The sequence below is a fragment of the Paraburkholderia sp. genome (assembly GCF_050742655.1).
GTDB lineage: Bacteria > Pseudomonadota > Gammaproteobacteria > Burkholderiales > Burkholderiaceae > Paraburkholderia.
Window position 1 is genome coordinate 156,537 of the sequence record NZ_JBOIGG010000007.1, and the last position, 17,660, is coordinate 174,196.

20 protein-coding genes and 1 pseudogene are annotated in these 17,660 nt (G+C 63.9%); 10 read left to right on the forward strand and 11 right to left on the reverse strand.

What is annotated here, in order from left to right; all coding sequences use genetic code 11:
• Positions 1-3 precede the first annotated feature (3 nt).
• Positions 4-540, forward strand: coding sequence for a type VI secretion system lipoprotein TssJ (tssJ, locus tag ACREXZ_RS12425; protein ID WP_431764372.1), 537 nt, complete (start codon positions 4-6; stop codon positions 538-540).
• An 88-nt stretch (positions 541-628) separates the two neighbouring features.
• Here tssJ and ACREXZ_RS12430 read toward each other — a convergent pair whose 3' ends face one another.
• Positions 629-1,354, reverse strand: coding sequence for a DUF899 family protein (locus ACREXZ_RS12430; protein ID WP_431764373.1), 726 nt, complete (start codon positions 1,352-1,354; stop codon positions 629-631).
• Positions 1,355-1,683: 329 nt separating this feature from the next.
• Between ACREXZ_RS12430 and ACREXZ_RS12435 the strand changes: the two genes are divergently transcribed.
• Complete coding sequence (locus ACREXZ_RS12435) at positions 1,684-3,969, forward strand: PA14 domain-containing protein (protein WP_431764374.1); 2,286 nt, start codon at positions 1,684-1,686, stop codon at positions 3,967-3,969.
• A 74-nt stretch (positions 3,970-4,043) separates the two neighbouring features.
• On the opposite strand, the gene ACREXZ_RS12440 is transcribed toward ACREXZ_RS12435, so the two are convergent.
• Positions 4,044-4,529, reverse strand: a complete 486-nt coding sequence (locus ACREXZ_RS12440) for a hypothetical protein (RefSeq protein WP_431764375.1) — start codon at positions 4,527-4,529, stop codon at positions 4,044-4,046.
• A 221-nt stretch (positions 4,530-4,750) separates the two neighbouring features.
• Positions 4,751-4,978: a transposase gene (locus tag ACREXZ_RS12445; protein ID WP_431764376.1), complete on the reverse strand. Its 228-nt coding sequence runs from the start codon at positions 4,976-4,978 to the stop codon at positions 4,751-4,753.
• A 43-nt stretch (positions 4,979-5,021) separates the two neighbouring features.
• Here ACREXZ_RS12445 and ACREXZ_RS12450 point away from each other — a divergent pair, with 43 nt between their 5' ends.
• From ACREXZ_RS12450 to ACREXZ_RS12460, 3 genes and pseudogenes are all read left to right on the forward strand, one after another.
• Positions 5,022-5,240 (forward strand): hypothetical protein, encoded by a 219-nt coding sequence (locus ACREXZ_RS12450; protein WP_431764377.1) that lies wholly within the window; start codon positions 5,022-5,024, stop codon positions 5,238-5,240.
• 77 nt (positions 5,241-5,317) lie between these two features.
• Positions 5,318-5,773: a DUF302 domain-containing protein gene (locus ACREXZ_RS12455; RefSeq protein ID WP_431764378.1), complete on the forward strand. Its 456-nt coding sequence runs from the start codon at positions 5,318-5,320 to the stop codon at positions 5,771-5,773.
• 58 nt (positions 5,774-5,831) lie between these two features.
• Positions 5,832-6,059, forward strand: a pseudogene (locus ACREXZ_RS12460) (IS66 family transposase); the annotation flags it as partial.
• On the opposite strand, the gene ACREXZ_RS12465 reads toward ACREXZ_RS12460, so the two are convergent.
• The 7 genes from ACREXZ_RS12465 to ACREXZ_RS12495 all read right to left on the reverse strand — a co-directional run bounded on the left by ACREXZ_RS12465 (position 6,056) and on the right by ACREXZ_RS12495 (position 11,743).
• Entirely contained in the window at positions 6,056-7,090 is a 1,035-nt protein-coding gene (locus tag ACREXZ_RS12465) for a GlxA family transcriptional regulator (RefSeq protein WP_431764379.1), read from the reverse strand. The pseudogene ACREXZ_RS12460 and the gene ACREXZ_RS12465 overlap by 4 nt on opposite strands.
• A 46-nt stretch (positions 7,091-7,136) precedes the next feature.
• Positions 7,137-8,183: a HoxN/HupN/NixA family nickel/cobalt transporter gene (locus tag ACREXZ_RS12470; RefSeq protein WP_431764380.1), complete on the reverse strand. Its 1,047-nt coding sequence runs from the start codon at positions 8,181-8,183 to the stop codon at positions 7,137-7,139.
• A 47-nt stretch (positions 8,184-8,230) separates the two neighbouring features.
• The gene (locus tag ACREXZ_RS12475) at positions 8,231-8,578 is read right to left on the reverse strand and encodes a nitrile hydratase accessory protein (RefSeq protein WP_431764381.1); all 348 of its coding nucleotides are present in this window, start codon (positions 8,576-8,578) and stop codon (positions 8,231-8,233) included.
• Between the two features lie 9 nt (positions 8,579-8,587).
• Positions 8,588-9,238 carry a nitrile hydratase subunit alpha gene (gene nthA / locus ACREXZ_RS12480; RefSeq protein ID WP_431764382.1) on the reverse strand — a complete coding sequence of 217 codons (651 nt, stop codon included), beginning with the start codon at positions 9,236-9,238 and terminating at the stop codon, positions 8,588-8,590.
• Between the two features lie 17 nt (positions 9,239-9,255).
• Positions 9,256-9,999: a nitrile hydratase subunit beta gene (gene nthB / locus ACREXZ_RS12485; protein WP_431764383.1), complete on the reverse strand. Its 744-nt coding sequence runs from the start codon at positions 9,997-9,999 to the stop codon at positions 9,256-9,258.
• A gap of 40 nt (positions 10,000-10,039) precedes the next feature.
• Positions 10,040-11,071: a CobW family GTP-binding protein gene (locus ACREXZ_RS12490; RefSeq protein ID WP_431764384.1), complete on the reverse strand. Its 1,032-nt coding sequence runs from the start codon at positions 11,069-11,071 to the stop codon at positions 10,040-10,042.
• Between the two features lie 168 nt (positions 11,072-11,239).
• Complete coding sequence (locus tag ACREXZ_RS12495) at positions 11,240-11,743, reverse strand: DUF1097 domain-containing protein (RefSeq protein WP_431764385.1); 504 nt, start codon at positions 11,741-11,743, stop codon at positions 11,240-11,242.
• Positions 11,744-12,056: 313 nt separating this feature from the next.
• Between ACREXZ_RS12495 and ACREXZ_RS12500 the strand changes: the two genes are divergently transcribed.
• The 4 genes from ACREXZ_RS12500 to ACREXZ_RS12515 all read left to right on the forward strand — a co-directional run bounded on the left by ACREXZ_RS12500 (position 12,057) and on the right by ACREXZ_RS12515 (position 14,776).
• Complete coding sequence (locus tag ACREXZ_RS12500; protein ID WP_431764386.1) at positions 12,057-12,500, forward strand: MarR family winged helix-turn-helix transcriptional regulator; 444 nt, start codon at positions 12,057-12,059, stop codon at positions 12,498-12,500.
• A 63-nt stretch (positions 12,501-12,563) separates the two neighbouring features.
• Complete coding sequence (locus ACREXZ_RS12505) at positions 12,564-13,124, forward strand: isochorismatase family protein (protein ID WP_431764387.1); 561 nt, start codon at positions 12,564-12,566, stop codon at positions 13,122-13,124.
• A 2-nt stretch (positions 13,125-13,126) separates the two neighbouring features.
• Entirely contained in the window at positions 13,127-13,483 is a 357-nt protein-coding gene (locus tag ACREXZ_RS12510) for a hypothetical protein (RefSeq protein ID WP_431764388.1), read from the forward strand.
• Between the two features lie 3 nt (positions 13,484-13,486).
• A complete protein-coding gene (locus tag ACREXZ_RS12515) occupies positions 13,487-14,776 on the forward strand; it encodes an MFS transporter (RefSeq protein ID WP_431764389.1) in 1,290 nt (429 codons plus the stop codon).
• A gap of 160 nt (positions 14,777-14,936) precedes the next feature.
• Here ACREXZ_RS12515 and ACREXZ_RS12520 read toward each other — a convergent pair whose 3' ends face one another.
• Positions 14,937-15,527 (reverse strand): IMPACT family protein, encoded by a 591-nt coding sequence (locus ACREXZ_RS12520; protein WP_431764390.1) that lies wholly within the window; start codon positions 15,525-15,527, stop codon positions 14,937-14,939.
• A 375-nt stretch (positions 15,528-15,902) separates the two neighbouring features.
• Between ACREXZ_RS12520 and ACREXZ_RS12525 the strand changes: the two genes are divergently transcribed.
• Positions 15,903-17,627, forward strand: coding sequence for a S10 family serine carboxypeptidase-like protein (locus ACREXZ_RS12525; protein ID WP_431764391.1), 1,725 nt, complete (start codon positions 15,903-15,905; stop codon positions 17,625-17,627).
• Positions 17,628-17,660: the final 33 nt, after the last annotated feature.

Below are 17,660 nucleotides of genomic sequence, written 5' to 3' on the forward strand. Positions count from 1 at the left end.
CTTATGGCCCGCACCCTGATTTCCATTGCTGCCGCGATCGCATTCTGTGTGCTGCTGTCCGCATGCGGCGCGTGGCAGGCCGTGTCCGATACCACCACGAGCGCGGTTCACGCGGTGTTTTTCAAGGAGGTAAAAGAGCTCGACGTCGATCTGAATGCTCGTGCGTCGATCAACCCGGACGAAGCGAACCGCCCCTGTTCGGTGTCGGTCCGCGTGTACCAGCTGAAAGACCGAAAACTCTTCGACGCGGCCTCGTACGACGATCTATTGAAGAACGACAAGACCGTCCTCGCGCAGGACTTGCGCGCGAACATCGCGACGGTCGTCAATCCCGGTGCGTCCGCGAGTCTGTCGCAACCGATGCAGGCCGACACCGAGTACGTCGCGGTCGTCGCGTTCTATCGCGACCCGGATCCGGACGGCGCATGGCGTCGCGTGATCCCGAAGAAGAAGTTGTCCGCCGACGTGCCATTGAAGATCGAACTGGTCGGCAGAGAGATGGTTTCGGCGGCGGATATGGCGCGGGTGAAAGTGGAGTGAGACAGGTTCAGACGCCGATTCCATCCCTATGTCGAAGGCCGCCGTCGCTGCATTGACCGACGCAGCGTCATCGCATGCCGACGACGCACTAGGCCGACGCGCCGTACTCCAGCTTCGGATACCAGTCCGGTGCGCGGCCTTCGGGCGTCATGTCGAGGATCGTCCAGATCGGCATCGGCTCGGGTGCGCCGCGCGGATCCTCGCCCGGGTCGGCCGTATCGGGTCCCATCTCGCCCGCCCAGAAATGGCGTATGACATTGCCCGAACGCGTGAACACGTTGAATTCCGGATTGTCGCCGCCCTCTGGTTTTTCGTGCGCGTAGTCGCGGTTGAACGTGTTGCCGCCCGACGAGTACAGCCGCAGATAGCGCCACCCACGTTCCTGCGCGAACGCGACGAGTCGTTCGATCGGCCCGCGCGCGATCACCGCGAATGCGACGCGCTGCAGGATGTCGGGCATCTCGCCGTCGAAGGCGCTCAGCATCGACGTGCACATCGGGCACGGCCGCTCGCGCTGCGGGCCGTACATCCAGTTGTACGAGATGAGCGTGTCGAACTTGCCGAACATCTGCGACAGCTTCACCGGACCGTGCTCGCCCTGAAACAGGTAATCCTCGGGCACCTCGCCGCCGGGCGGCAGTGCCCGGCGCTGCGCGGCGACGCGCTCGGTGTGTCGCCGCAATTCGATTTCCTCCGCCAGCAGCGCATTGCGCGCGCGCCGGTACTCCGCGCTTTCGCCCGGAAAACGTAGCGGCGACTGGGCCAGCTCGTGAGCGGGTTTCAACGTCGGTGTGGATCCGTTTGCCGAAGTCATGAACGATCTCCTTCTGGATGGACTGGGACAGGGCTGCGCGTCGTGGCCTCGCTGCATCGTCGCACGCGTCGCTCCTGTTGGCACGACGAACGGCGCGGGCGGAAATCGACAGCGCATCCATTGCGAAACGAAGATTTTTGCGTTCGCTTCCCCTTGCCAGGGTAAGTCCCGATAGAGATGCTGTTTACTAATAATATTATTCATCGGCGAATTCATTACCAGATCTTCCCGTTCAATCCTGTCTAGCTTTGACGGGATGGACGGTTGCATTCAGAAGAAATTAATAATAATTCAGACCGCTTCCCTAACGGGGACTTAGGAGACAAAAGGTGCGCAATTATCTGGTGCTTGCGGCAGCAGCAGCGATGCTGACCGCGTGCGGCGGCAGTGGCGATTCGCCTTCCGCCGTCCCGACGGCGAACAATCAGGTGCCGGTCGCCGATGCGGCGGCTTCGGCGGCAGCGGCGTCCAGTGCCGACAACGAATTCCGGGCGGCGAAGGCCATTCCGCTCGGGATGAGGGTGACGACGCCACCCGTCGTGATCAAGGATCCCGACCAGCATCTACCGCCCTACGTGCCGCCTCCACTGCCCGCCGCACTGTCGACGGTGACGCTCGGCTACGGCGATTTCACGAGCTACCTCGCGGCCGGTTCGACGCAGGGCTGGGTACCCGGCACCGCGTCCGGCAGCATCACGATTCCGCCCCCGGCGACCAACGGCACCGGTGCCGGCGACAAGGCCGTCGCGCTGGCGAGCACCTATGCGACCGCATCGTATGAAGCGGACATCACCGTCAGCGCGCCGGTCGGCAACGGGCCGGCGAACGCGGGCTTCATCGTCCGCACGACGAACCCGACGGCCGGTGGTCCCGATAGTCTGACCGGCTACTTCATCGGCCTCGACACCAGCGCGCATACGCTCGTGGTGGGTCGCGAGAACAACAACTGGACCAACTTCATCGACTACCCGGTGAGCAGCGTGGTCGGCGGCAGCACGCACCACTTGAAAGTGACGACGAGCGGCACCGCGATCACCGTCGATCTCGACCAGCAACGCGTGATCAGCGTCAACGACGCGACCAACGCGCTGCCCGCCGCGTTCGCGTCGGGCAGCTTCGGCGTGCGGCGCTTCGGCGTCGGCGCGACGTTCAGCAACATCACGATCAAGACGTATCCGACGGTGAAGTCGCCGGTCTACGATTTCTCGAAGGTCGTCGGCATGGTGTACACGCAGTCGAGCGCGGTGAATGCGATCGACTTCTGGGAGAACTACGATCCCGTGCTCGTCAACCGCGAACTGACCTATGCGCAGACCTACGGCATCAACACGATCGCGGTGTACCTGCACTACCTCGAGTGGGCCAACGATCGCGTCGCGTTCCTGAGCAAGTTCGAGAACCTGCTGGAGATCGCGGCACGGCACGGCATCAAGGTGTCGCCGATCTTCTACGACGACTGCTGGAACCCGACGCCGCAATACGGTCCGCAGCCCGCGCCGGTCTGGGGCGTGCATAACAGCCAGTGGGTGCAGTCGCCGGGCACGCCGATCGAGCAGGCGTACTTCCAGCCGAGCGCGTCGAATGCGAACGTCACGTATAAGGCGAGCCTCGCGAACTACATCACCGACTTCGTCGCGCCGCATCGGAACGATCCGCGCATCATTTTCTGGGAGCCGATGAACGAGCCGGGATGCAGCGGCAACGGCGGATTGCAGGAGACGCGTGCGGTGATGATGAACGACGCGCGCATCGCAATCCTGAATGCGGGCGCGACGCAGCCGGTCAACTCGCCGCAAGTGCAGGAAGACGAGGGCACGTACTTCTCCGACTTCTATGCGTTCCATCCGTACATCACCTACGCAGGCCCGGTAAACGGCAGCAGTGTCAACGCGCTGAATTCGGAAACGCTGGAACGCGGCTTCCCGGGCACGGCCGGACAGACCATGCAGGGGATCGTCGCGAACTACGGCGGCACGACCGGCTTCATCATCTGGGAGCTGATGATCGGCCGCACGAATACGCGCTTCCACTGGGGGCAGGTACCGGGTGCGCCCGCGACCGTCGAACCGGCGACGCCGTTCCAGGGCACCATCTACCCGGATGGTCACCCGTGGCAGACGTCGGAAATGCAGGCCTTGACGGGCGATTTCTATGCGAAGCTGCCCGTGCTGAATGTCGCTTACTACAACGATCCGACGTTCAACAGCGCACCGGTGAAGAGCTCGATCACGCCGCTGATCGACTTCGATCTGAACACCGAGCGCGGGACCGATTCGCCGGATGCGTCGGCGGGCGTCAATGCGACCGGTTACGGCGTGCGCTGGACGGGGGCGATCGAAGCGGCGGTGCCGGGTTTCTATACGTTCTCGATCAACAGCGACAACGTCGCGCGGCTGTGGATCAACGGCGTGCAGATCGTCAACAAGAAGACTTCGTCGCTGTCGACCGTCAGCGGAACGACGTGGCTGAATGCGCGGCGGCCGGTGTCGATCAAGGTCGAGTACGTGCACAACACGGGCCCGGCGAGCATGCACCTGATGTGGTCGAACCCGCTGGCTAGACGGCCGGATGCGCTTAAGGTGGTGCCGTCGGGGTCGTTGGTGGGGATTGGGTAACGGGGTTTGACTGAAGGAATGGAGCCGGCGGCGCGTTCAGGGCCGCCGGCTTTTTTATCGCGGCGCCCGGAGGTTCATTCCTGGCCGCTTTCGCAGGACTCCGCGTTGGCCATCGCCCGCTGACCCACGGTGGTCGTGCCGACAAAACGTCGTGCCTGGCGATCCCACGCGTAGGGAATGTTCTCCGAGCGACATGGGCCCTGGAAGTCGCAGTAACGGAGGCGGACAACGAGAAGCGGCCCCTCGTGAGTGACGGTCGGCATCCGGCCGGCGACCTCGCCCATCATCAGGGCCTGGTGCTGGCGTCGTCCCGCGGGATCGATCCACGCGACGTCGACGCTCACCTGCGAGTGATCGAGGCCCGCGCTCTCCTGCATGGCGCGCCACGCGATGGGTGAAGTACCGGGGAAGGCGCCGATCTGGCCGCGCACGGCATCCGTTGCGGCGTCGCCCGGGTCCAGACAATCCGCCGTGGCCGTTCCGGTGTGCAGGCCCAGCAGCATGAACACGGCGAGTGTTTGCGGCAGGACGAGCCGTTTTACGGTGTCGAGTGTCGTCACGAGCAAGGGGGGCGGTTTTGCGGAGTGCTTATGCTAGCCGATCCCGACCGGCAGCGGTCGTGCGGGAGGCTGATGCCCGTGAGTGGATTGCTTGGCTCGTCTCGATTTTTAGCGAGTCGAATTCGACGACCAGTTCGGCTCCCGCAGACGACGCGACAAACGCGATCTGTTTCGGCTGACCCGTCGAAAAACGATCGGAGCGCTGGAGTGCCCTGAGCGCGTCAACGTGTATCTCGCCTCGTGGCAACTGGATACGTATCTTGCCGGGCGCCGGTGCCGAAGGCGTAGACGAACAGCTGATTCGCGTTCACTTCGTGACTGCGTGCAATCTCCGCCACCGAACGTCCACTGGATAACGTCTCTTCGACGATCTGGCGTTTCTCGTCCACGGTACGCCGGCGATACTTCCGGGCGACCTTGACTTCGGTGAATTCAGTCACTGTGTCCATGATTCCTTTGTGGACACAGTCACATTTGTGCCCCGGGGAAAGCATGGCGTCGCCTTCATCAGGCTTGGTCGCGTCTTCGGCGCGACCCGAAAGCGAAATCGCAGCAATCCGTGAAGCCTTGGGGTCACTGCATACAGTCACCGACTACGATACCCTCATGCGTGACGTGCTGGTCCGGGAGTTCAGAATGCCGGAAATCGTTGCGTATCGGAGTCTGATCGAGATGGCGGAAGCCTTTCCGTGGTATGACACGATCCGCTAACTATGGTCCCCGTGCTGCCCGGCGAGTACAGCGGGTCAGATAGTACTGTCCTTGTAAATCAGCAGATGAAGGTATCTATGATGAAGAAAGCGATCTTGTTTTGGCTCGTCCTGATGCTGCACTCTGTGGCGCAGGCGGACGAATTGTTGATGGAGAAAAGCTCCCGATCGGTCTCGGAGACAATCGATCGGGTTGAGGCGGCAGCAAAAGATCAAGGTTTTGTGATCGTTGCACGGGTCGATCACGCGGCCGCAGCGGCGAAGGTCGGGCTCACGCTTCGGCCGACGACGCTGCTGATCTTCGGCAACCCGAAAGCCGGTACGCTACTGATGCGATGCGATCAGCGCATCGGAATCGATCTGCCTCTGAAAGCGCTCGCATGGCAAGACAAGGACGGACAGGTCTGGCTCGGCGCAACGAATCCGGCGGCGCTCAAGTCGCGTTATGAACTGGATGCGGCATGTGACGCGCCGGTCGCCTCCGCACAAAAGGTCATCAAGGAACTGATGGACTACGGTGCCAATGGTTCATGACATCAACGGACGAATTCGATGAAACTCCGCTGCTGTCGGAGGCGTTGCTGGGCACAAACCGGTGTGCGACGCACTGTACGAATGGATGGTGGCGCAGCGCAAGCTGGTTCCGGAAGGTTCGGCGATTGCGAAAGCGCTGGATTACAGCCTTAAACGCTGGGAAGCGCTTACGCGCTATCTCGACGACGGGCACGTGCCCATAGACAACAACTGCGTCGAAAACCAGATACGTCCATGGGCTATCCCGGGCGTTCCATCGCCCGCCGTGAGGAGTGGTTGGCGCTACCCCCGCCCATCCATACCTGCATCAGATCGCTGGTCCCGCGCCGGTTGCCTGTTCGTCGGTGTCACCCCCTTCGACCGAAACCTCTCCCGATACTCCGCCGGATTGATCTGCAACGTCCGGTTGAACGCACGCCGCAACGCATCGGTGTTGTCGAACCCGCAGCGCTGTGCGATCTCTCTCAGCGACAGCTCGGTCGCCTCAAGATAGCGCCGCGCCGCATCGATGCGTGCGTTGTTCAGGAACGTCATCGGCGTGATGCCGCATTCCTTCGCGAAGGTGCGCGCCAGATTGCGCGAACTCATGTGCACGCGCGCGGCGAGCGACGCAACCGTATGGTCGACGTGCAGGTGGTCGAGCATGTATTGCTGCAGCGACACGGTCTGCGAACCGGGCGCCGCCTGCGATTCCAGCAGCGGACTGAACTGCGACTGACCGCCCGCGCGGCGCAGATAGACGATCAGATACTTCGCGACGTCGAGTGCCATCGCTTTGCCGAAATCTTCCTCGATCAGTGCAAGCGACAGATCGATACCCGCGGTCACGCCCGCCGTCGTATAGATGCTGCCGTCCTTCACGTAGATGTGGTCGGGCTCGATGCGCGCTTTCGGAAACGTGGCCGCGAGCCGCGGCACGTCCATCCAGTGCGTCGTCACGACGCGATTGTCGAGCAGGCCCGGGGGGCCGAGCGCGAACAGGCCGTTGCAGATCGCCGACATGCGTCGTGCGCGCCGGTACTGGCTGCGCAGCCATTCGCTCAGCGCGGGGTCGTCGAAGGTATCGAAGATGCCGAGGCCGCCGGGCACGATGATCGTGTCGAACTCCGGACACACGTCGAAGATGGTCCGGTCCGGCATGACCGTCAATCCGCTCGACGACTGCACGCTGCCGCGCGTCGTGCCGACGGTCAGCATGTCGTACTCGCATTCGCCGCGGCTCAGGATTTTCACCTCGGCGAATGCGTCGCGCGGGCCTGCAATGTCGAGCAGCTGGAAGCCCGGAAAAACCACCATGCCGATCTTGATGCGCTTCATCGCGGGTCACTCGCTGCAATACGAAAGCTCGACGACGGTGTGCAGGTCACGCGGCGGCGGGTTCGCGGTCGTATCCGTTCAGTCTATACAGCAGTGCGGAGACGAGCCACCCGACGATAAAGATTCCGACGATCCCGAAGCCGAGCAAACCGAAATTGTCGTTGACGACGTCGATCAGATGCCAGAACGGTCCCTTCAGGCTCAGCGCGCCGCTGACGAGTCCGAGCGCTTCGATGCTGCCGATCAGCAGCGCGACGGCCGTCGAGATCAGCGTGATGGTCAGGTTGTAGTAGAGCTTGCGCAGCGGCTTCACGAACGCCCAGCCGTACGCGCCGAGCATCAGGATGCCGTCGGTGGTATCGATGGTCAGCATGCCGGCCGCGAACAGGCACGGGAACGCGAGAATGGTCCACATCGACAGACCGGCCGACGCCTGTGCAGCCGACGTGCCGAGCAGCGCGACTTCAGTCGCGGTTTCGAAACCGAGTCCGAACAGGATGCCGAGCGGCAGCATCAGCCAGCTCGACTGCACGAGCCGGAACAGCGGCTTGAAGAGCCGCGCGAGCACATTGCCTTCGAACTGTGTGAGGCGCAGGTCGCCGTCGCGCGTGTCGTGGCCGTCGCGCATCCGGCGGAACGCACGGAAGATATCGACCAGCAGCACGATGTTGACGATGCCGATCAGGATCAGGAACGACGCGGACACGAGCGTGCCGATGGTCGCGCCGGTTTCGCGGAACGCGGTGAAGTGGTCGGACAGCGCGCGGGTTGCGAGCGCGACGACGGCGGCGCCGACCACGACGGTCAGCGAATGGCCGAGCGCGAAGAAGAAGCCGACCGACACGGGGCGCTTGCCGTCGTTCATCAGCTTGCGGGTGACGTTGTCGATCGCGGCGATGTGGTCGGCGTCCATCGCGTGACGCAGGCCGAAGCTGTACGCGAGGAACGCGGTGCCGATCAGCGTCGGCGACGTGCGCAACACCATCCACGCCCACACCCATGCGAGTGCGTTGATCAGCGCGAGCGCGCCGTACATCGTCACGATCTTGCGGCGCGTCGACGAAGCGGGCGCGACAGAAAACACGGTGCTCATGGTGAGTGTCCTGTGAGAGGGGTTCGGGTTCGGTTCGCGTGGAGGCTTCAGAGTTGGGCCGTGGCGCGTCGCGCGGTCAGCACGGCTTTAAGTTCTGCCGCGGACAGCGTGCCGCTCGATTCGACGACGTCCAGTAGCGCCTCGAGAAAGCGCTCATAGTAGTCCCAGCGCGGCGGGTTCGTACAGTCGGCGGCTTCCCATTTCGCGATCGATGCGATCAGACTCTGACGGAAATCCTCCCACTCGAAGCAGCCGGCTTTCGACAGCGACAGCGCGAGCCCGAACACGTCGCGTTCCCAGCGGTTCGTGAACAGCAGTTTGCCGTCGAGCCGCGGCGGCGAGTCCGTGTCGCCGAGCATCGACGCGGCGGCATACTCCTCGAAGCGTGTGAACATCGCGTGCTCCTACGCGACAGGCGCGGTGAGTGCGACAGGCGCGGCGGGTGCGGCAACGAGCGCGACGCCCATCATCGATTCCGGCGTGACGAGCGCGGCGAGCTGCGCTTCGCTCATGCCCTCGGTGTTCGCGGGCCGCTGCGGCACGACGAACCAGCGGATCTGCGCGCTGCTGTCCCACACTTTCACCTCTTTCGATGCAGGCACGTCGACGCCGAATTCGCGCAGCACCGCACGCGGTTCGCGCACGCCGCGCGCGCGGAACACGGGATCCTTGTACCAGTACGGCGGCAGGCCGAGCACGGGCCACGGATAGCACGAGCACAGCGTGCAGATGATCAGGTTGTGCACGTCGTCGTCGTTGACGACCGCGGCCATGTGCTCGCCCTCGGCGCCGGTCATGCCGGCCGGCAGGTCGAGTTCGGCGATCGCGGCCGGGGTGTCCGCCGCGAGACGCTGCCGGTAGTCCGGGTCGACCCACGCACGCGCGACGATCTTCGCGCCGTTGAACGGACCGGCCATCGTTTCGAAGTGCTGCAGTACGGTGTCGACGGAATCGCTGCCGATCACGCCTTTCTCGATCAGCAGCGCTTCGAGCGCGCGGACTTTTGCGGCGCTCGACGCTTCGCGGTCGGTGGGAAAATCGAAGAGGGAATTCATTTGGGAGTTCCTTCGGTTTAGTGGGCAGCCTGCACGTACGCTTCGTACAGGTCCGCATAGATCGTGGTGTGGGGCTCGCTCTTGCAGGGGCCCCAGATGTCGGCGACGTCGAACGCGACGCGGTAGACCGGCATCGGCTCGCCGATCCCGTCGACGCCCGTCGACACAAAGTACGAATACGCACCCGGGTAGACGAGATCGATCCTGCCGGGCTTGTTGCGCAGATAGCCGGGCAGGCGCGTGTGATCGACGGCCTGCGGATCGGCGACGCGTACCGCGTCGCCCGAGGCGAACTGCGCGGCGTGCCCGGGTGGGTGATAGCCGGAATCGCCTTGGCGCAGATAGGCATCGATCTGTGTGCCGATAGCGGCGTTCGGCTGGTCCGGCAGCGAGGCGTCCGGATTCGCGCGATAGAACGCGGTCTTCGCTTCGAGTTCGTCAGCGGTGACGTAGCCCTGGTCGACGAAGAACTGCGCGATGCCGCCGAGCCATTTCTCGTAGTAGCGGTACTTGAAGTATTCGAACGGCTGCATGTCTTCCGCGCCGGTGCGCAGCGATGCCCACGTCCAGTCGTTCCTGAATGCGGTGGGCAGATCCTTGACCGGATACGCGTGCAATGCATTGGCCAGATGCGTGCTCTCGGCCATCATCGCGGTGTGGATGCCGAAGATGCGCTGCTCCCACGGCTCGACGAAGACTCGCGTTTCCAGACTGACGGGGCCGAGATTCTCGATGCCTCCAAGATGGTGCTGTAGTTTCAAGATGTGCTCCGAATGGGTAAGAAAGGGGTGCGACGGGGTGCTAACCGGGCAGTGCGGATGCGACCGCCTGCGTCGACTGCGGATCGAACGGGACTTGCGGCACGACGCACGCCATGAGTCCATCGCGTAGCGCCGCGGCATCGAGGCCGCGGCCAATCGCGACGAAGCGGCTCTCGCGCGTGTCGTCCGTGGTCCATGGTTTGCCGAAGCGCGTATCCATCAGCATGTGCACGCTGTGGAAATACAGGCGCCGCGTTTCGCCGCTCAGGTTCAGCACGCCTTTCATCCGCAGCAGCGATGCCCCCTGCGACTGCACGAGCGTGTTGGCCCAGCGATTGAAGCGCGTTGCGTCGAGCGCGCCGGGCACGACGAACGCACATGAGACGATCGACGTGTCGTGCTCGTGCTCGTGATCGTGCTCGCCTTCGTCGAGCAGGCCGGGCTCGATGGCGAGCAGGTTGTCGATCGAAAAGCTGCGCACCCCGAGCAGCGAATCGAGTGCGACGGCGGAGCGTGTCGCGAAGTCGAGTGCGGCAGTCGGATTCAGTGCGCGGATCGCGGCGACCAGTGCATCGACTTCGGCCGGCGGCGCCACGTCGGTCTTGTTGATCACGATGCGGTCGGCAAAGACGATCTGCTCGCGGGCGATGTCGTCGCGCAACTGGTCGCGCGCATGGCACGCATCGACGACGGTCACCACCGATTCCAGCTCGACACGCTCGCGCACGTCCGGGTCGGCGAGGAAAGTCTGCAGGACCGGCGCCGGATCGGCGAGGCCCGAGGTTTCGACGATCAGCCGTTCGAGCCGGTCGCCGAAACGCTGCAGCAACACCATCACGCTCGCGACGAGATCGGTGCGCACCGTGCAGCACACGCAGCCGTTGTTGATCTCGATCACGGCGTCTTCGTCGGCGACGATCAACTGGCCGTCGATGCCGACTTCGCCGAACTCGTTGACCACGATGCCGATCGGCATCGGCCGCGTGCCGTCGAGGATATGGTTGACGAGCGTGGTCTTGCCGGCGCCGAGAAAACCGGTGACGACGGTGGTCGGAATCTTCCTGATGCGCATGGGATTCGCTCCTTTTTTCAACGGGTGGCGTGCTGATATATCAGCAACATAGCGGCTTTTTCGTCACGCAACTGGGACTGGCCGAGCGGCACCCGACATTGGCGGAAAGTGCGAGTTCGAACGGCGCGATACGATCGAACCGGCGCAAACGGACATCTGCCGTCGTTCCTAGCCGAGGCTGCGCGCGTGCTTCACGGTCAGCGCATTGCCGAGCCGTTCCGACACGAAACCGAACACCGCACCGGTGACGAGTGCCGCGGCCGCGACGAGCGCGGGATTCGCGAGGCCCGGCGTCGTGATTGGTTTGCCGGTGGCGACAGTTGTGCCGACGGTCGACGCGAAACCCCAGACGATGGCCGGCAGCACGTCGAGCAGCTTGATCTTCGACGCCTGCACCATCGCCGCGCTGCCGATCCCGACGCATATCGCGATTGCGAGCGCCGTATTGCTCGTCGTCGCGATGCCGAGCAGCGTCAGCGAACTGATCGCGAGACCGGTCAGATTCGACGCGACGCTCTTCACGAAGCCGGCGGTGCCGCCGCCGAGCACGAAGAACGAGGCCCATGCGATGAACGTGACCCACACGGGAATCGGGAAGATCGTCGCGGTGATCCATGTGTCGACGACGGCAAGAACGCCGATGCTGACCGTGTACGCGTCGGACTGTTTCATGGCTGCTCCTTCAGATGGGCGAGGTAAGGTGACGGCCACTACTAGCGACTTTCGCGCCGAACGAACCCGACTGTCCGCGGCGGTCGAATGATTGGCGCGAAACGCAGGAATGCATGTCCGGATTCGACCGGACGATTTTTGACGGCCGCCGCGAACGCGACGAAAGCTCTCGGGAGTACGCTGCCGGATGACCCGCGACGGTGCGGCGGGCCCGCAAACCGTGCGCACTACGCTTGCCGGTGGCGCTTCGCCGCCGCAGACCATTTGATCAGGTAAACTTGCAAGTCTAGCTGCTTATATTTATAGTGACGCCATGTCCAATACCCGCAAAAAACCCGTCGATCTCGAACACACCGTCACCGAGCTGTCGCTTGCGCTCGGTCAGTTGCTACGCCGCCTGCGCCAGGGCTCGGATACGGGCGGCCTGAGCTGGTCGCAGACCTCGGCACTGGCCCGGCTGGACAAGACTGGTCCGATGACGACCGCCGAACTCGCGCGTATCGAACTCGTGAAGCCGCAGTCGATGGGCGCGACGCTTGCCGACCTTGAGCAGGACGGGTTGATCGAGCGTCAATCGCATCCGACGGATGGCCGGCAGGTGCTGTTCTCGCTGACTGAAAAGGGCGCTGAAGTCAGGCGCCGGCGCAGTCTCGCGAAACATGAATGGTTGATCGCCGCGGTCGCGAAACTCGACCCCGACCAGCAGCAGACCCTCGCCGACGCGGTCGCGCTGTTCAAGCATCTGGGCGAGCCGTAAGCGCGCGTGACACGCGCGCTCCTGTCCTGTCCACACCTCGCACTCCACACGAAGGACCCCGTTATGGCCGTTACCACACTCGATCCAAAGACCGCGCTCGTCGTCATCGATCTGCAGAAGGGCATCGTCTCGATGCCGGTTGCGCATCCTGTCGAGGAAATCGTGTCGCGCGCCGCTGCGCTTGCCGATGCATTCCGCCGTCGCGGCTTGCCGGTCGTACTCGTGAACGTGATCGATGTGCCGAAGGGCCGCACCGAACGGCCGCGCCGCATCGTCGACCTGCCGCCCGGTTTCGCCGACTTCATTCCGGAGATGACCCCGCAGCCTCAGGACCACGTCGTCACGAAGCGCACGCCCGGTGCGTTCACGCATACGGATCTCGAAGCGTATCTGCGCAAAGAGGGCGTCACGCAGATCGTGATCGTCGGCGTCTCGACCAGCAGCGGCGTCGAGGCGACGGCGCGCCATGCATTCGAACTTGGCTTGAACGTCACGCTGGCGATTGATGCGATGACCGATCTCGATGCCGACGCGCACGCGAACAGCGTCATGCGAATCTTTCCGAAGTTCGGCGAAACCGGTACGACGCAGCAGATCCTCGACCTGCTCGCTAAAGGAGCGTGACCATGAACTGGCTTCATTTAGTCGGGTACTTTTTTGGTGGCGCGTTTCTCTCGAACGCCATTCCGCATTTCGTCAGCGGCACGATGGGGCGCCCGTTTCAGAGTCCGTTCGCGAATCCGCGTGGCGAGGGACTTTCGTCGTCGACGGTCAACATCGTGTGGGGCTTCGCGAACCTCGTGTTCGCCTATGTGCTGCTCGTTGGCAGGGGTAGTTTCGATCTGCACGTCCCCGGCGATGCGGCCGCAGCCGGGCTTGGCCTGCTCGCGATGGGGCTGATCGCGGCGCGGCTGTTCGGCCGCTTTCATGGCGGCAATTCACCCACCGCACCCACCTCGATAACGGCAACGAAGGGTTCCTGAGCGATGGCGACAGGGTTGTTCCGCTCGCTGCGCGTCTACAACTACCGCGTGTGGGCGATCGGCGCGCTCGTGTCGAATGTGGGCACGTGGATGCAGCGGACCGCGCAGGACTGGCTGGTGCTGACGCAGCTTACGCACCACAGCGCGACCTCGGTCGGCGTCGTGATGGGTCTGCAGTTTGGACCGCAGCTTTTGATGCTGCCGTTGAGCGGTTACGCCGCGGATCGCTTCGACCGGCGCAAGCTGCTGATGGCGACGCAGGCGGCGCTCGGCGTGCTGGCGCTCGGACTCGGGCTGCTCACGGTGAGCGGATGGGTCCAGTTGTGGCACGTCTATGTGTTCGCGTTTCTGTCCGGATGCGTCTCCGCGGTCGACGCGCCCGCGCGTCAAACTTTCGTCTCCGATCTGGTCGGCGATACCGATCTCGCGAATGCGGTTGCGCTGAATTCGTCGTCGTTCAATCTCGGCCGGATGGTTGGTCCGGCGGTGGCCGGCGTCGTGATCGCCGCGACCGGGTCGGGCTGGGCATTCGTGATCAACGGGGTGTCGTTCTTCGCCGTGCTGGGCTCGCTGAATCTGCTTCGCGTCGCCGATCTGCACGCGGGTGTGCGCGCGAGCCGGGCGCGCGGCGGTCTCGTCGAAGGCTTCCGGTATGTGCGGTCGCGTCCCGATCTCCGGGTGATCCTGTGGATGCTCTTTCTGCTCGGTACGTTCGGGCTCAACTTCCCGATCTACATCTCGACGATGTCGGTCAAGGTCTTTCACGGCGACGCGCATCAGTACGGCTTGCTGACCTCGACGATGGCGGTCGGGACGCTCGTCGGCGCGCTGCTCGCGGCGGGTCGCGACCGGCCGCGCTTCGGTTTTCTGCTCGTCGGCGCGGCGGTGTTCGGCGGCGGCTTCGCGTTCGCGGTGGGCGCGCCGAACGTATGGTGGTTCGGTGCGGCGCTCGTCGCGATCGGCGTGTCGGCACTGACCTTCAGCAACTCGACGAACAGCCTGATGCAGTTGACCACCGAGCCCGTGATGCGCGGCCGCGTGATGGCGCTGCGCCTCGCGATCGCGGTGGGCACGACGCCGTTCGGCGCGCCGCTCGTCGGCTGGATCGCGGATACCGCAGGGCCGCGCTGGGCACTGTGCGTGGGTGCCGCATCCGGTTTCGGGGCGGCGGGGATGGGGTTGCACTACCTCGTCAAGTACCGGCATCTGCGCGTGCGGGCGGTGGCTGGGCGGTTGCGCATCGATCTGGATCGTGCCGATGCGCAGGTGGGTGCGTCGCCTTCGAAGGCTTAGTTGCCTGGCAGCGAACCGACAGGCACACCGACGCAATCGCAACATCATCCACGGCATCGCAGACGCATGTCTGCTGCGTGGCGACGTAGTCGCACCGAGATCGCTTCGACAACGCCGACGCAGCGTGACGCAGCGTCGCGCGTTTTTGTCAGGCGCTTATCTAAGCTTGCTCGAGCAGGATCGCGCGGCCTTGCGTGAGGTCGCGCAGCGCGATGCGGGCGCTATCGAGCGCCGTTGCCGGCAGACGGATCGACAGGCGCACGTTCATCCCGTGCACACCGGCTTCCAGCACATAACCCTGCTGTTCGATCCAGCGGCGCACGCGCGCCTCATCCGCATACCCGACTTCGACCTCCAGACGAACCTGCACGATGCGCTCGACGAGTTGCGCGTCGAGCAACGCGCCCGCGATCGCGTCGGTGTACGCGCGCACGAGGCCCCCCGCGCCGAGCTTGATGCCGCCGTAGTAGCGGATCACCGCGCCGAGCACGCCTTCCAGATCGTGATGCCGCAGCACTTCGAGAATCGGTCGCCCGGCTGTGCCCGACGGCTCGCCGTCGTCGGACATACCCGACTGACCGCCCGCGAGCAACGCCCAGCACACATGAGTCGCCGCCGGATGCGTATCGCGCAGCCGGCGTATTTCCACCATCGCGGCCTCGCGGTCGTCCACCGGAATCGCATGGGCGATGAAGCGGCTCTTGCGGATGTCGAGTTCGTGGGTGGTGGGGGCGGCGAGTGAGTGGGGCATGTCGGGTTGGGGAAGGGGCTCGGTATCGTCCAATGGTATGCGATGCGACGAATGCCCGACGTAAAAGCCGGGCGCAAACCCGCCCACCGCAAAACCAATTCGCACAATTCATCAAAGATGCTCAAAAGTACCCACTCCCGCTGGACGCCCGCTTAAGCTGCGCCATCCGTGCCGGGTGACCCGATGCGCGCAACGATGCAACCGGTTTAGTCGATGTTGCTAAACATGGTGCCCGTCGCGCGTGCAAGGCAACCCGGATCAAACCATAAACACGGACCCGCCGAAGTGCCGGGCGATCGAGGCACGCCAACGAGGAGAGACGATGTGAAGCGAAGCACTGTGGAGACGCGACACCCCCTGAAACTGCGGCGAGCCGTGCAAGGCAGCCTGGGCGCAGCCGCGTTGCTGTTCGCGCTCGCGGGATGCGGCGACGGCGTCCATACGCCCGCCGGCCAGACGACGGCGAACAACGCGTCCACCGATCAACCGACCGTCGACAACACGGCCTATTCCGGCAAAGCCGGTGACAGCCTGAGCGTGTCGCAGGCCAACGAGCAGGTCGCGATCACAAACCAGCAATGGACGGATGCGAGCGGCAAGAACCTCGCGTACACGACGACGACCGGCCATCTGATCGCACGCGACGCATCCGGCAATCCCGAAGCGACGATGTCCTACGTCGCGTACACGGCGCCCGCCCAGAACGGCGTGAGTCGTCCCGTGACGTTCTTCTATAACGGCGGTCCCGGCTCGGCATCGATCTGGCTGCGTCTCGGTTCGTTTGCACCGACCCGCGTCGCGACGCCCGATCCGTACCTGACCAGCTGGCCGAACTTTCCGGAAGTGGCGAACAAGGAAAGCCTGATCGCGACCACCGACATGGTGTTCATCGACCCGCCCGGCACCGGTCTGTCCGAAGCGATCCAGCCGAACACCAACAAGACGTTCTGGGGCGCGGACCCGGACGTCAACGTGATGCGCGATTTCATCAAGCGCTATATCGCGGTCAATCATCGCGACGGCTCGCCGGCCTATCTGTACGGCGAATCGTACGGCGGACCGCGTACCGCGATGCTCGCGCTCGCGCTGGAAACGGCAGGCGTGCCGCTGACCGGCATCGTGCTGCAGTCGCCGATCCTCAACTACTTCTCGGGCATGCCGAATCTCGCAGCGAATTTCGGCGACAACAGTTCGGCGCTTAAGTACAGCACCGATTCGATGGCGGGTCTGTTTCCGTCGTTCGCGCAGGTGGCCTCGTTCTTCAATCAGGTGAGTCCCGCGCCGTCGAATCCGCTCAGCTACGCGCCGGAGCTGAGCGCGTTCGTGACGAACCAGTACACGACGCTCGCGAAGTACGGGCAGACGTTCGAGCTGAACGGCACGCCGCTGGTGTCGAACCCGGTCTTTCCCGATCAGGCCACCTATACGCAGTGGAGCAGTCTGACCGGCATGTCGGTGTCGGCACTGGACGCGTACTTTGGGCAGAACTTCTTCGGCACGGCGCTGGTGCCGGGCTCGACGATCGGCCGCTACGACGGACGTGTATCGCTGCCGAGCAACGACCCGCGGCTGACGAGCGATTCGGATCCGTCCGACATCCTGATCTCGACGCCGTTCACGAACGTGCTCGCCACGCAGTTGCCCAACGAGCTGAAGTACACGGCACCGAATGCGACCTACATCCCGTTGAACAACGACATCATCAACGCGTGGGACTTCTCGCATGCAGGACAGGTGTTGCCCGACACGGTGCCGGACCTGCTGGCCGCGATCAAGCTCAACCCGGCGCTCAAGGTGCTGACGCTGCACGGCTGGCACGATCTCGCTACGCCCTACGTCAACACCGAGCACGAACTCGCACGCCTGAAAACGGTGGCGAATCTGCAGGCCGACGTGCAGATCAAGGAGTACACCGGCGGTCACATGATCTATCTCGACGACGGTTCGCGTCAGCAACTGATGCCCGACCTGGTGCAGTACTACCAGCAGGGCGCGGTAACGGGTGCGACGACGCTCGCTGGCCTCGGCAATGCATGGCCTGATGCAACGCCCGCGAACACGCCGGCTACGACGCAGGTTGCGGCGAAAGCGGCGAACTGAAGACGAACTGAACATCGGCGAATGCACATCGAC